Here is a 13978-nt window from a genome sequence, read left to right as displayed (position 1 = left end):
AAGCAGAGAGGAGACAAAGTATGAGTGTTCAAAAAAGCACAGATAGTTCAAGTCTGGCAGAAGTCATTGACCGAATTCTCGACAAAGGAATTGTTATTGATGCTTTTGTAAGAGTATCACTCGTAGGTATAGAAATTCTTACAGTCGAAGCCAGAGTCGTTATTGCCAGTGTGGATACATGGCTAAGATACGCAGAAGCGGTTGGATTATTAAGTGATGAAGCTGAAACGGAAAGCCTTGCATATCAAAACCAATCTCAGACATCACGGTTAAGTTACTAAAGTATAAAAAAAAGCCATAGAAGAAATCTATCAAGAGAAGAGGTTAAGAGGATGAATACCCAAGAAGCCAATGAAAAACAAGAAGGAAATCAAAACCAGGAAGCAGCCGAAAACAGTACGCAAAAAGAAGAGGTAAACCAGGAAGAAAGCAGCCAGACGAAGGATGAAAAGCAGTCGGCAGAAACAAAAGACAGCCCTAACTATTCGATCAATCTGGCTATACTGGGCGGCGTAGTAGGGGCCGGAATAGGATTGCTCGCCAATCCGGATACCGGCAAAAAACTGATGAAAAACTTAGGTGATTCTGAATTTGTAAAGGTAGCGGAAAAGGAATTTAGGAAAACCGCACAGGAACTCCTGGCCGGCCAGGCACAAAACAGCATCAGACAATTAGCTGAAGGATATATCAGCAAAATTGATGGAAAGCTGCTATCTCCCCTAAAGGAAAGTGGGGAGAACAAAGGAACAGGCAGTTCAGAAAAGGAAACCCAGTCTCCAGCGTATGAAAAAATCAAAGAAGAAAACAAAGAGCTCAATGAGCGGCTTCAAAAAATGGAAAAAATGCTGAACGACCTGGCAGGCACGCAGAAATAAGAAGTTCTTTTGAAAGGAATCCGGAGGGGGTGATGAGATGGACAAGCGCGTGAAAAAAGCGGCTGGTAAAGTGGCAAAAAGCGCGATCAAACACGCTCCGGAGCCAGTGAAAGAGAAAGTGAAAGAAGTCATCGTCGACAAAGCAAAAGAGAGATTTAAAGAAAACATCCATGAAAAAGCAGGAGAGGCAGAAGAAAAAGTCCAGGAGGTCCTGCTGTCAGCCCGTGAAAAGCTGGGAAAAGCAGTGGAAGCTGGACAAGAATTTCAAAAGAAAATGTCTTCAGTCAATAAAAAAGACGATGACCGAAAAGTAAAAGGCGTTAAGCATATTAAGGGAATCAGTGATATTAAAACATCCAAGGATATTAAGAGTGCTACTAAAATCAAACGTGCAAAAAACATAAAATCTTCCAATGATATTAAAACAATCGGTTCTTAATATCATCACGAAAGGAGAAAGTAATTATGGCTGTTCAAAAAAGTACAGATAGTTCTAGTTTAGCAGAGGTTATTGACCGGATTTTAGATAAAGGGATTGTCATCGATGCTTTTGTAAGAGTATCAGTAGTCGGAATTGAAATTTTAACGGTGGAAGCCCGGGTGGTCATTGCCAGTGTCGATACATGGCTGCGTTATGCGGAGGCTGTCGGATTGCTTGGAGATAACGTTGAAGAAAATGGGCTGCTTGCTCAATCCAATGAAAGAAATGCACGGTTTAGCATTTAATAAAGAAAGCAGAGCCAGGGTGCAGGAAGCCCTGGCCTGTCATTCTTTAGCAGGAGGACATAATGGAAATTAAACAAATTATTGGGAATGTTACAGAGTTCTTTAACGAATTCGTAGCTCCAGTTCACAAAATTACTTCCGTAGAAAAAAACGATAATGGCTGGCAGCTGACCGTGGAAGTAATTGAAGAAAAAGAATATATGAAAAAGTACGCAAAAGACGAAATGATCGGTGTATACGAGGTTTTATTAAGTGAAGAGAAGGAAGTAGCTTCTTATAAACGACGAGATATTCGGTATAGAAGTTCAATTAATTATGAAGCATAGGACGCGGGAGTAGGAGGAAAAAGAGTGACCGTCTTAAAAAACAAGATCAATAAAAATTCAAAAGAGATTGTCCATGATCCAGAGACAGAAGACTTGCTTTCCCGCTCGCTGCAATATTTAAAAGCGGGCTACCCTATTCACTTAACAGGCCCGTCTGGAACTGGAAAAACCTCGCTGGCGCTCGCTCTGGCAAAGAAAAGAAAAAAACCCGTCATGCTGATCCATGGCAACCATGAATTAAACAATAAAGATTTAATTGGTGACTTTACTGGCTACACGAGTAAAAAAGTAGTCGATAATTACGTTCGTTCTGTATACAAAAGAGACGAAAGCGTAACAGAAACATGGAGAGACGGGCGGCTGCTGGAAGCCGTAAAGAATGGCTACACACTTGTTTACGATGAGTTTACCCGTTCGAAGCCAGCCACTAACAATATCTTTTTGTCTATTTTAGAAGAAGGAATCCTTCCTTTGTACGGAACAAAATTAACAGAACCCTTTGTTCGGGTTCATCCTGATTTTGCTGTCATTTTCACCAGCAATCCTGAGGAATATGCAGGAGTCTATCAAACACAAGAAGCATTGCTTGATCGCCTGATTACCATTTTTATTGACCATAAAGAACACGATCAAGAAGCAGCCATCATTTCGGAAAAGATCGATATCGCTCAGGAGAAGGCGGCAGCCATTACCGCTCTTGTTGCCCAGTTACGCGAAGAATGCGAAGCGGACAACGGACCAAGCCTGCGCGCTTCATTAATGATTGCCAGGATAGTGGCGGAAGAAGAGATTCCAGTAGACGGGTCAAACGCTGCTTTTCAGCGTTTATGTCTTGACGTATTAGCGCATCAAATGAGTCGGTGCATCAAATCGGATAACCCAATGAAAGCAGCAGAAGAATTAGTGATACACGCGTGTCACAATATGAAAGTTACTGAGGAATAAAGGAGCGTTTTACAATGAGCCAGGAAGAATCAATGGGAATTTATATTTTTTGCGGAATTCAAATGGAAGCAGATGAAAGCTTCGGTGAAATAGAGATGGAAGAAGAAAAAAGAGAGCTGTTCACCATCCGGTTCAAAGATGCAGCCATGGTAGCTGCGGAGGTGCCGATGAAAATTTACCATCCGAACAAAGATAATTTGATGATGCACCAGCAGGCGGTTTCTCTTGTGATGAAGAAAAATGACACTGTGATACCGGTTAGTTTCGGAAATGTTTTTCATTCAAAAGAAGATGTCGGCGTGCTTTTAGAAAATTTATATCCGCAATTTGAAAAGCTTTTCCCGGAAATAAAGGGAAAGGTAGAACTCGGTTTGAAAGTCATCGGCAAAAAAGAATGGCTTGAATCAAAAGTGAGCGAGGATGCCAGCATAGAAAAAATGGCTCAGGCAGTAAAAGGGAAATCAGAAGCAGCTAGCTATTATGAACGAATTCAGCTGGGGGGAGCCGCCCAAAAACTCGTGACATCTTTGCAAAAAGAGACAGAACAGGATATCTTCCATCCTTTAAAGGAGCTGGCAGAAGCATCAAAAGTGAATGATCCGATCGGAGAGAAGATGCTTCTAAATGCAGCATTTCTAGTAGATCGTGAAAAAGAAGCGGCATTTGACCAGAAAGTAAATGAGCTGCACGACCAATGGGAGGATCGAGTCGAATTCAACTACAGCGGTCCGTGGCCGGCTTATAACTTCGTCAATATTAGATTAAAAGTTGAGGATGCCTAATGCTGCACAAGCTGATTTCTGCGCCGATCAACCTTGTCATCAAAATTGGAGAAAAGGTAAAAGAAGAAGCAGATAAAGAGCTGTACGACTTGCCTACCATTCAGCAAAAGCTCATTCAGCTGCAGATGATGTACGAGCTTGGGGAAATTCCAGAAGAAGCTTACAAAGCGAAAGAAGAAGAACTGATTATACGGTATGAAATGGCCAAACGAATGGAAATGGAACAATGGGAGCAGATGACAAAGAAGAAATGAGGGCAGTAAGAACATGGATCGTCTAATTTATTTGTATGGATTGGCTCAAACGGAGGAAGCAGCCAGCCAGCCGCTTCCGTCTTTGAAAGGTTTTGATCATACAGAAGATTTATATACCGTTCCGATCGGAAAGCTGACGGCTATTGTGTGCAGCTTAGACACTGAAGAATACGCAGAAGAAATCATTAAAGACCGGATTAATAATGATATGGAATGGCTTCAGGAAAAAGCCTTTCACCATCATGAAACAGTTATGAAGCTCGCAAAAATGTATACCTTAATTCCATTGAAGTTTTGTACATTGTACAAAAACGAAGACAGCTTGAAAGCGGCTGTTCAGTCAAACGAAGGCAAAATGCTCGATACGTTTGCTTTTATCACTGGAAAAGAAGAATGGAATGTAAAAATTTATTGTGAAGACGAACAATTAAAAAAGGAAGTAAGCGAGAATAACCCAACTATAGAAGCAAAAAGAGCGGAAATCAGTCAATTGCCAAGAGGAAAGCAATTTTTTGAAAAGAAAAAATTGGACAAGGTCATTGCGTCCGAGCTCGAAGAAGAAAAAAACAAAGTAAGTGAACACATTCATTCCCGCCTAAGTGAGTTTGCCGTTCGAGGAAACGTAAAAAGAACGTGGAGCAGCGAAGTGACTGGAAGGCAGGAGGAGATGACATGGAATGGTGTATACCTCATTTCCAAATCGAAAGTCGAAGATTTTTTAAAACAAATTCAACAATATGAAAAGGATATGAAGGAAAAAGGCTGGCAGTTTCAAGCATCTGGGCCCTGGCCGGCCTATCACTTTTCTAGCTTTTCATAAAGAAGGAAGAGAACAATGTCACTAAAGGAATCGATCGAGAACAAGGATATTGCTTTAATTGATATTTTGGATGTCATCCTGGACAAGGGAGTGGCGATAAAAGCAGATTTAGTCATCTCCATAGCAGGAGTTGACTTGGTTTATCTGGATTTAAGAGTACTTATTGCTTCGGTAGAATCGCTTGTTCAAGCTCAGCAGGAAAACGGCAAAACCATCTCTTCCGTACAATTTGATAAACAGAGGGAGGATCTCACTCATGCAACCGGCCAGCCAGACAAATGGAAAAATTAACTTAGACCCTGACAATGCAGAGCATGGGTTGGCGCAGTTAGTGCTAACGGTCATTGAGCTGTTAAGACAAATCGTAGAAAGACATGCGATTAGAAGGGTAGAAGGCGGCACGCTGACGGATGAGCAAATCGAAAATTTAGGAGAAGCTCTGATGAACCTGGAAGAAAAAATGGAAGAATTAAAAGAAATTTTCGGCTTGGAGGCGGATGATTTAAATATCGATCTTGGTCCTTTAGGAAGTTTACTTTAATTAAAATGCCGAGGAGGACTATACATGGCAGTCGAACATTCCATGCAATCCAGTACGATCGTGGATGTATTGGAAAAAATATTAGATAAAGGTGTTGTAATCGCAGGAGATATTACGGTCGGTATTGCGGATGTTGAGTTGTTAACCATCAAAATACGCCTGATTGTCGCTTCTGTTGATAAAGCAAAAGAAATCGGCATGGACTGGTGGGAAACCGATCCGTATTTGACATCAAAAGCAGCCGATCATCATACGAAAGCGCTTGAAGAAGAAAATAAAAGACTTCATGAGAGGCTCGAATCTCTGGAAAAGAAGATATCTACAAATCGCATTGATGCTAAAGAATTCAACTACTAAGCAGGAGGTTCTATCATGGAAAAAGCAAAAGAAACGGAAAAGCAGACCCAGGAAACAAAAAACGAGAACAGCTCAAATAGCAGCTCACTTAGACGTTCTCTTGCAGGAGGATTAATTGGCGCGGCCGTCGGTTATATGGCTACACCCGAGAATGGAAAGAAACTGCTGGAAAACGCAAGTCGGGATAAGTTAAAGAGCACAGGCTCCGGCTTGGGCCAGGCAATGAAAGAAAGATCAAAAAAAGCAGTGGCTTCTATTAAACACTCAGCTGGAAAGGTTCTGGACAAAAAAGAAGATGTTTCAGTAGAAGGGTATGCGAATGATGAAGGAGAACAGAACAGCGGAAATGAGACAAGCCTCACACTAGAGACCGATCATAAGTCTACTGGCAAAAATGAGCAAACATCCAATCAAGAAAGCAGCGATTTCAATGATCGGTTAGACCGGCTGGAAGAAATGCTGACAAAATTTATAGAAACAAAAAACGGCCAGGAAGGGGACAAAACGCAAAATAAAAGTGGTTCGAGTGAGGAAACTGAATCAACCACAGCATCAAATGAAGGAAAGAATGAAAAAGAAGATTCACCAAAACAGGAAAGCAGTAAAAGTGAGCAGCCAAAATCGAAAGAGTCGGATAACGACGGAGGCTCATCATCATATTTGCAAGAGCCTTTAAATAACGAAGAGGGCCAATCTCAAGTAGAAAACGAAGAGGATAAGGAAGAATCAAAAGCTCAGCAGGACGATCAAGAAAATAAAAAGGAACCGAAGACAGAGCAAGCAGGCGAAGAAAATAAAAAAGAATCGAAAGAGCAACTAGGAAACAAAGAGAATGATGATACAGCACAACCCGAATCAAAAGATAAAGAGGCTGGCGAAGAACAACCAGCTCAACCAGATGGTAATGAAAAAAATGATGAAGAGGTACAATTAAAATCGGAAGAATCTCAGAAAAACAGTAAAGAGGAACCATCAGAGTCAGATGAAAAATCAGCGAACAAGGAATATGAGGCATTAAAGGAAGAAAATGAAAAGCTGCAGGACCGTCTAGGTAAAATAGAAGAAATGCTTACAAAAATGCTTGGAGAAAAAGATAAGAACCAAGCAGCAGATTCTAACCAAAACGACGATGAGCCGGATAAAAGAAAAAATGATGAAGAAGTTCAAACGCAAGAGCAGGATAAAAAAGAAAATGACGAAAGTTCTGAGGACGCTGAAAAAAAAAGTCAAATAAATAACGAAGAAAAGCAGCCTCTAGAAGAAGATCAAAAGACAAGCGATGACAATGACAAAGACGAGAATGAAAAGAAAAATGAAGAGGCAGAACAAGATAAACAGAAGGATGAAGATAAAAAAGAAGATTCTCAAGACGCTGGAAAAAATCAAGTAGATAGCGGAGAAAAGCCGAATTCGGATGAGAATCAGAAAGAAAACGAGGAACTTGATGAGAAGAATAAGAATGAAGCAGGAAAAGAAAAAGTAAAAGATCCATCTAAGGACCAAGACCAGGAAAAGGATAGCAAAACAGAAGGTCAGGAAGAAAAGCAGGAGAATGATAATGAAAATGAAACGCCAAAACAGGATCAAAAAGATAAAGAAAAGAATGAGAGCAGTAATGATGTAAAAAAGAATGATATCGAAAAAGATGATCAATCAAAGAAGCAAAATAGCAAGGAAGCAGTATCACTGTCCAGCGATTCAAACAACGAAAAGAAAGCAACCTATTATAATGTTCTTTCCAATGAGAAAGTAGAGGAAAAAGTAGAAGACACGTACCTTCTTTTAAATGAGATGAGAAAGGAGACGTAATATGAGCAGCAGTTCGAGTGCAGCCAAAGATAGTATTCTTGAGTTTTTTGTCGAAGCGGCAAACAAAGACGATTTCTCCTTAGATATTACGTTAAATGTAAAAGGTGCTGTGATCACAGGTACACTGGTATCTGCACAAGAATATTTCCACATGCTGAGTGAAACTTTTGAAGGTGGAAACGAAACGGCACAAATGGTCAGTGACCAGCTTGAAAAAGCCGGAGAAGCGTCGCGCACGAACGATACAGAAGCACATTTTCTTCATATGAAAGACACAAAGGTCTACTGCGGCGACAGCAAGCCTACTCCTTCAAAAGGAAAAATTCTCTGGCGGGGAAAACTAAGTGAAATAGACGGCTTCTTTTTAGGAAAAATATTCGATAGCAGTGACAAAGAAAGATAAGGAAAGAAAGAGTGAGCAATTGTCAGCAGAACTGGCAATTGCTCTTATTTTTTAAAGAAGGATTCGGAAAATAATTGCGGGCCATGTTTCCGGGTCGTCCACAACGGATAAAGTGCTTTGAAGGCAAAATGCATTTTTTATTCAGCAAGAAACCATACAAGAGGCCTTGTAGACCGATCGGTTAAAGAAGGATAGAAAGGGCGGGTACAATGGAGAAAGCATGGTGGAAAGAAAGTGTGGTTTACCAAATTTATCCAATAAGCTTTAAAGACTCTAACGGAGACGGAATTGGTGATTTGCCGGGGATTATCTCCAAACTTGATTACTTAAAAAAATTAGGGGTAGACGTTGTCTGGCTTTCACCTGTTTACAAGTCACCCAATGATGATAACGGTTACGACATTAGCGACTACCGGGATATTATGGACGAGTTTGGTACGATGGCAGACTGGGATGAACTGCTCGCCGGTCTTCATGAACGAGGCATGAAGCTGATGATGGACCTCGTTGTCAATCACTCATCGGATGAGCATGCCTGGTTTATAGAGTCGCGTAAATCGAAAAACAACGAATACCGCGATTATTACATCTGGCGCCCTGGTAAAAACGGGAAGGAACCAAACAACTGGGTTTCTTTTTTCAGTGGTTCAGCCTGGCAGTATGATGAAGCGACCGATGAATACTACCTTCATTTATTCAGCAAAAAGCAGCCCGATTTAAATTGGGAAAACGAAACCGTCCGACGTGAAGTGTATGACATGATGACCTGGTGGCTGGACCGGGGCATTGACGGGTTCCGGATGGATGTAATTAATATGATTTCCAAAGTAGAAGGACTGCCGGATGGCCAGCAGCAGGAAGAAGGCGGGTATGCGTGGGGCGGCGACTATTTTTTAAATGGGCCGCGCGTTCATGAGTACTTACAGGAAATGAACCGGGACGTCCTGTCAAAATATGATATTATGACCGTCGGTGAATGCCCGGGTACCTCAGTTGAAGATGCACAGCGGTATGCCAACAGCGAAGGAACAGAATTGAATATGATTTTTACCTTCGAGCATATGGACCTGGATGCTGGGCCAGGCGGTAAGTGGGATATGCGGCCATGGCAGCTGCAGGAGTTAAAAGAAGTGATGTCTAAATGGCAGTATGGCCTAGAAGGAAAAGGCTGGAACAGCTTGTATTTAAATAACCATGACCAGCCCCGTATGGTCTCCCGCTTTGGAAATGATGGAGAGTACCGGGTAAAATCAGCGAAAATGCTTGGCACGTTCTTGCATATGCTCAAAGGAACTCCATACATTTATCAAGGCGAAGAAATTGGGATGACAAACGTACAGTTTGATATTACCGAATATAATGATTTGGAAATTTTAAATATGTACGAGGAGCGTGTAACCAAAGGAGGTGGGGACCATGCAAAAGTAATGGAAGCCATCCACGCCAAATGCCGTGATAATGCCCGCACACCAATGCAATGGGATGCCAGTGAAAATGCCGGGTTTACCACAGGTATTCCGTGGCTAGGAGTCAATCCGAACTATGAGGAAATCAACGTAAAACAAGCCCTGACCAATCCTGATTCTGTATTTTATCATTATCAGAAGCTCATCAAGCTCCGCAAGCAGCATGAAGTGATTGCCTATGGAACGTACGAATTAATTTTAGATGATCATCTACAAGTATATGCATATACACGTATACTCGAAAATGAGACACTGCTTGTGCTCAATAACTTTTCTGCAGAAGCAGCCGATCTACAGTTACCAAAAAACATTGAGTATGAATCAGCAGAGCTGCTGGTCAGCAATGAACCCGCTGAGGGAGCGCTCACGCCTTCCATTACGCTGACTCCTTATGAATCCAGAGTCTATCTACTGAAAAAATAATAAAGAAGCAGAAAAATGACCTTGCCTCCTTGGCTTGTACGAGTGAGGCAGGGTATTGAGATATGTTTCATTTTTCATTCCATGTATGAATAGTAAAAACCGGAGGAGGCGTCTCCGCCATATTTTCCGTAATCAGCTCAATCAGCTCCCTTCTCGCGATCAGCTTTACGCCGCTTCTCTTGGCAAGCTCAAAGGCATTCTTCGAAAACGTATTGTTGGTTACGACCCACGCTTCATCCGCCTGGTAATACATTTTGGCAGAGAAAACTTCCTGTATGGAAGAGATGCCTACTGCTTTGCTGTATCTCTTAGCCTGTACCACAATAAAAGTTTCATCTTTCTCCATCAGTAAATCCGCCCCATAATCTCCGGAAGCGGGTGTTACTTCCACTTCATAGCCCATTGCTTCAAACAATGCACCGAGATAGTTTTCAAATTCTCTTCCATTCATTACGTCAATTTCTTTGATACCTGACTGTACCATTTTGTTTTTGGCTGACTTTTGTCTTTGCCACTGGAAATAAAAGTACAACGCGGCGGAGGTCATCATGAAGAGTAACGCAATGCCCGCAGCCAGCAAATGATCCGCTGCATAATGAAGAATGACAAGCAGAATCAGAAAACTGATAAGGAGCTGGTTAGAGAGCAGCTGGGGGCTTTTTTTAGGTTTGTTTTTAGCCATATTATCTTTCCTTTCTTTGAAAGTCAGCCTCCGCTACCTTATTCATTTTTATTCACGTTTATGATTCCTTTTTGTTTTTCACCGTTTTCCTATTTATCCAGGCAAAAAAGAATTTAATCAGCGCTTGCTTTATACTTTTCTTCTCTTAAAAACTTGCATAATATAAGAAGAGACTATTGTCTGAATTTTTCATCAAATAAAAAGGGGCTGAATAGTAGAATCAATAAAGAGTAGTGATGCTTTCAGAACAAAGACGGCTGGAGAGCGCTTCATAAAGAAAATGATGAAACGGAAAAGAATAGACGCGAGTAAGAAAGCAAAATGAGAGAATCTCAGATGGAGGATCTACATGATAAAACAATCAAAAAAGTTCACATATAGTCCGCCGCAAAATGGCTTTCCCGAATGGAACAATAATCCGGAGATTTTTCAGCTGAACCGCCTGCCGGCCCGGTCTACTCTGATGCCGTTTCGAACCGTAGAGGAAGCATTAGCGGGTGACCGAATGGCATCAGATTACTGCCGGTTACTGAATGGAGAATGGTTTTTTTCATTTGCTGAGAACCCTGACAAGCGGGAGCGAGCGTTTTTTGAGCAGGAATTTGACTGCTCCGCCTGGGGAAAAATTAAGGTGCCTGCCCACTGGCAGCTTGAGGGATATGATTACCCGCATTATACAAATGTTCGGTACCCGTGGGAAGGAAAAGAAGATGTTAAGCCGCCTTTTGCTCCGACACAGTATAATCCCGTCGGCCAGTATATTCGCACGTTTACGGTTCCGGAAGAATGGAAGAACCAGCCGGTTTATATAAGCTTTCAAGGAGTAGAATCGGCTTTTTATGTATGGATAAACGGGGAATTAGCCGGGTACAGTGAAGATACATTCTCACCGGCTGAATTTGATATAACTCCTTATTTGGCCGAGGGTGAAAACAAACTGGCAGTTGAAGTATACCGCTGGTGCGACGGAAGCTGGCTTGAAGACCAGGATTTCTGGCGGATGAGCGGGATTTTCAGAGATGTATATATGTATTCAACGCCTATTCATCATATAGAAGATGTTTTTGTCCGGACAGAGCTGGATGAAACCTATACAGATGCAGTACTGAAAGTAGACATCAAGGCAGCAAACTATGAGCAGGAGAAAGAAAGCCCGCTTTTTGTACAGGCCATGCTGTACGATGATCAAAATCTATCTATTTTTGAAAGCCCTTTAATCATGGAAGTTCTATTTAATGAACAAGGACAGGCAGCTGTATCAGGAGAAGTCTTTGTGAAAAATCCAAAGAAATGGAGTGCCGAGCAGCCGAATTTGTATACGCTCGTTTTAACGCTTGGAGGAGAAGATGGTACTTTAATCGAAGCCGAGAGCTGCAAGGTCGGCTTCCGTACATTTGAATTAAAAGACGGCCTGATGAAAATCAATGGCCAGCGTATTGTGTTTAAGGGCGTTAACCGGCACGAATTTTCGTCTCAAAAAGGACGGGCTGTGACAATAGAAGATATGCTGCAAGACATTGTCTTGATGAAGCAGCACAATATCAATGCGGTCCGTACTTCTCATTATCCAAACCATCCGCTTTGGTATGATTTGTGTGATCAATATGGGTTGTATGTGATTGATGAAACCAATTTGGAAACACATGGAACATGGAAATACGGGCAGAAAGAAGAAGGAGCAGCTCTTCCGGGAAGCAAGCCGGAATGGAAAACCAATGTACTTGACCGGTGCGAGTCCATGATGGAGCGTGATAAAAACCATCCATCCGTGCTGATCTGGTCACTTGGGAATGAATCATTTGGCGGCGATAACTTTCTCCACATGCGGAATCTGCTGAAAGCAAAAGATCCATCCCGTCTTGTTCACTATGAAGGAATATATCATTATCGGAAGTCGGAAGCAGCAAGCGATATAGAAAGCACCATGTATGTGCCCCCGGAAAAAGTCGAGCAGTATGCGCTTGAAGCAGTAGGAAAAGACGGAGCCAAGCCGTATATTTTATGTGAATACAGCCATGCCATGGGCAATTCCTGCGGCAACTTATACCAGTACACGGATTTATTTGATCGGTATCCGATCTTGCAGGGAGGCTTTATTTGGGACTGGCGTGATCAAGCATTGGAAGCGGTAACAGAGGATGGCCAGCCGTATCTTGCCTATGGAGGAGACTTCGGTGAAACACCGCATGACGGAAATTTTTCTGGAAACGGGCTGATTTTTGCAGACGGTACGGTGTCGCCAAAGCTGTACGAAGTGAAAAAGTGCTATCAAAATATTCGGTTTGAAGCGATGGATGTAAAAAATGGTCTTATAAAGGTTTTGAACCAGCACCTGTTTACCGATTTAAGCGAGTATCAGGTTGAATGGAACCTGATGGAAGATGGAGAAGTGAAGCTGGCCGGTACGGAAGAAATTGAGGTGAAACCACAGTCATCCGGTACGGTGTGCCTGGGTGATTTAACAGAGGAAAGAGAGGGAACAAAAGAGCGGATCGTAACCATTCGCCTTGTTTTAAAAGAAAACACACGCTGGGCCCAAAAAGGACACGAAGTGGCCTTTGAACAGTTTGTTGTTCCCCCGCTTGTCCAACACAGGCCAAAGCAGACAGCAGCCGGAGAATTGCAGACGGAAGAAAATCCGGAAACGGTGCAGGTAAAAGGCGATGATTTTAACGTTATTTTTAACAAGCGGACGGGTGAGCTAAATTCTTATCAGTATGCGGGACAGGAGCTGTTAAAAAGCGCACCGCGGCCAAACTTTTGGCGGGCGATGACGGATAATGACCGAGGCAGCAAGCTTCACGAACGCAGCGAGCCGTGGCGCAGAGCATCGGAACATCGGGTGCTGCTGTCCTTTCAAACAGACAGGCTGGATCGGTCGATGGTCGTAACCGCTGTGTATGATCTGCCAGATGCTGCTCACTCTTGCTGCGTCGTTCGGTATACAGTGGCCCCGGACGGTGAAATATTAACAGAGCTTGAGCTCAAGCCTGGGGAAGGGATGCCCGAAATCCCAGAAGTGGGCTTTTTGTGGACGATGGAAAAAGAATTCAATGAGATAGAATGGTATGGGAAAGGTCCTCATGAAAGCTACTGGGATCGTAAACACGGTGCCAGAATCGGTGTATACAGCGGCAGTGTGGAAGAGCAGATGGTACCGTATTTAAAACCGCAGGAGTGCGGGCATAAAACCGAGGTCCGGTGGGCAATGGTCACCAATAAAAAGGGAGTAGGTTTATCCATCACAGGGCAGCGGACAGTGGAACTAAATGCGCTGCCGTACACACCGTTTCAGCTGGAAGAAGCCAGCCACAGCTACAAACTGCCGCCGAGTGATCATACTGTCCTGCGCGTTCAGTTGAAGCAGATGGGTGTCGGCGGGGACGACAGCTGGCAGGCGAAAACCCATCCGGAGTTTACTCTTTTTGCCGATCAAACATATAGCTGTTCATTTGGTTTGAAAGGGACAAAAAAGGAACGATTATAACGAAATTTTTTAGCAGCAGACGAAAAGAGGATAAAATCTTTGAAAGGGGGGGCTCTTTAACGAGAGTCCGTCCTTTGTTGTT

17 protein-coding genes are annotated in these 13978 nt (G+C 42.6%); 16 read left to right on the top strand and 1 reads right to left on the bottom strand.

The window, feature by feature from the left end; all coding sequences use genetic code 11:
- Positions 1 to 20 precede the first annotated feature (20 nt).
- The 15 genes from gvpJ (M3221_RS22420) to M3221_RS22350 all read left to right on the top strand — a co-directional run bounded on the left by gvpJ (M3221_RS22420) (position 21) and on the right by M3221_RS22350 (position 9727).
- Entirely contained in the window at positions 21 to 281 is a 261-nt protein-coding gene (gene gvpJ, locus M3221_RS22420) for a gas vesicle protein GvpJ (protein ID WP_251273927.1), read from the top strand.
- Positions 282 to 332: 51 nt separating this feature from the next.
- On the top strand, positions 333 to 875 hold the full coding sequence (gene gvpT / locus M3221_RS22415; protein WP_251273926.1) for a YtxH domain-containing protein: 543 nt from the start codon (positions 333 to 335) through the stop codon (positions 873 to 875).
- Between the two features lie 37 nt (positions 876 to 912).
- The gene (locus M3221_RS22410) at positions 913 to 1314 is read left to right on the top strand and encodes a gas vesicle protein GvpQ (protein ID WP_251273924.1); all 402 of its coding nucleotides are present in this window, start codon (positions 913 to 915) and stop codon (positions 1312 to 1314) included.
- Positions 1315 to 1340: 26 nt separating this feature from the next.
- On the top strand, positions 1341 to 1601 hold the full coding sequence (gene gvpJ / locus M3221_RS22405; RefSeq protein WP_242234394.1) for a gas vesicle protein GvpJ: 261 nt from the start codon (positions 1341 to 1343) through the stop codon (positions 1599 to 1601).
- 62 nt (positions 1602 to 1663) lie between these two features.
- Complete coding sequence (gene gvpO / locus M3221_RS22400) at positions 1664 to 1927, top strand: gas vesicle protein GvpO (RefSeq protein ID WP_251273922.1); 264 nt, start codon at positions 1664 to 1666, stop codon at positions 1925 to 1927.
- A gap of 24 nt (positions 1928 to 1951) precedes the next feature.
- Positions 1952 to 2872, top strand: coding sequence for a gas vesicle protein GvpN (gvpN, locus tag M3221_RS22395; RefSeq protein WP_251273920.1), 921 nt, complete (start codon positions 1952 to 1954; stop codon positions 2870 to 2872).
- 14 nt (positions 2873 to 2886) lie between these two features.
- A complete protein-coding gene (locus tag M3221_RS22390; RefSeq protein WP_251273919.1) occupies positions 2887 to 3654 on the top strand; it encodes a GvpL/GvpF family gas vesicle protein in 768 nt (255 codons plus the stop codon).
- Positions 3654 to 3908, top strand: a complete 255-nt coding sequence (locus tag M3221_RS22385; protein ID WP_251273914.1) for a gas vesicle protein GvpG — start codon at positions 3654 to 3656, stop codon at positions 3906 to 3908. Before M3221_RS22390 ends, M3221_RS22385 begins: the two co-directional genes overlap by 1 nt.
- 13 nt (positions 3909 to 3921) lie before the next feature.
- Positions 3922 to 4728, top strand: coding sequence for a GvpL/GvpF family gas vesicle protein (locus M3221_RS22380; protein ID WP_251273912.1), 807 nt, complete (start codon positions 3922 to 3924; stop codon positions 4726 to 4728).
- 15 nt (positions 4729 to 4743) lie between these two features.
- A complete protein-coding gene (locus M3221_RS22375; protein ID WP_251273910.1) occupies positions 4744 to 5019 on the top strand; it encodes a gas vesicle protein in 276 nt (91 codons plus the stop codon).
- Positions 4985 to 5269 (top strand): gas vesicle protein K, encoded by a 285-nt coding sequence (locus tag M3221_RS22370; protein WP_251273908.1) that lies wholly within the window; start codon positions 4985 to 4987, stop codon positions 5267 to 5269. Before M3221_RS22375 ends, M3221_RS22370 begins: the two co-directional genes overlap by 35 nt.
- A 24-nt stretch (positions 5270 to 5293) precedes the next feature.
- Positions 5294 to 5626 carry a gas vesicle protein gene (locus M3221_RS22365; RefSeq protein WP_251273905.1) on the top strand — a complete coding sequence of 111 codons (333 nt, stop codon included), beginning with the start codon at positions 5294 to 5296 and terminating at the stop codon, positions 5624 to 5626.
- 15 nt (positions 5627 to 5641) lie between these two features.
- Positions 5642 to 7435 (top strand): GvpT/GvpP family gas vesicle accessory protein, encoded by a 1794-nt coding sequence (gene gvpT, locus M3221_RS22360; protein WP_251273903.1) that lies wholly within the window; start codon positions 5642 to 5644, stop codon positions 7433 to 7435.
- A gap of 1 nt (position 7436) precedes the next feature.
- On the top strand, positions 7437 to 7838 hold the full coding sequence (gene gvpU, locus M3221_RS22355) for a gas vesicle accessory protein GvpU (RefSeq protein WP_251273901.1): 402 nt from the start codon (positions 7437 to 7439) through the stop codon (positions 7836 to 7838).
- A gap of 209 nt (positions 7839 to 8047) precedes the next feature.
- Positions 8048 to 9727, top strand: a complete 1680-nt coding sequence (locus M3221_RS22350; protein WP_251273899.1) for a glycoside hydrolase family 13 protein — start codon at positions 8048 to 8050, stop codon at positions 9725 to 9727.
- A 67-nt stretch (positions 9728 to 9794) separates the two neighbouring features.
- On the opposite strand, the gene M3221_RS22345 is transcribed toward M3221_RS22350, so the two are convergent.
- On the bottom strand, positions 9795 to 10409 hold the full coding sequence (locus M3221_RS22345) for a restriction endonuclease (protein WP_251273897.1): 615 nt from the start codon (positions 10407 to 10409) through the stop codon (positions 9795 to 9797).
- A gap of 349 nt (positions 10410 to 10758) precedes the next feature.
- Between M3221_RS22345 and lacZ the strand changes: the two genes are divergently transcribed.
- Positions 10759 to 13896, top strand: a complete 3138-nt coding sequence (gene lacZ / locus M3221_RS22340) for a beta-galactosidase, LacZ type (protein ID WP_251273895.1) — start codon at positions 10759 to 10761, stop codon at positions 13894 to 13896.
- The last annotated feature ends 82 nt before the right edge of the window (positions 13897 to 13978 follow it).

It is taken from the genome of Domibacillus indicus, from assembly GCF_023715895.1.
Classification (GTDB): domain Bacteria; phylum Bacillota; class Bacilli; order Bacillales; family Domibacillaceae; genus Domibacillus; species Domibacillus indicus_A.
Note: the sequence above shows the minus strand (reverse complement) of the source record. Positions and strands in the feature narration are given on the sequence as shown.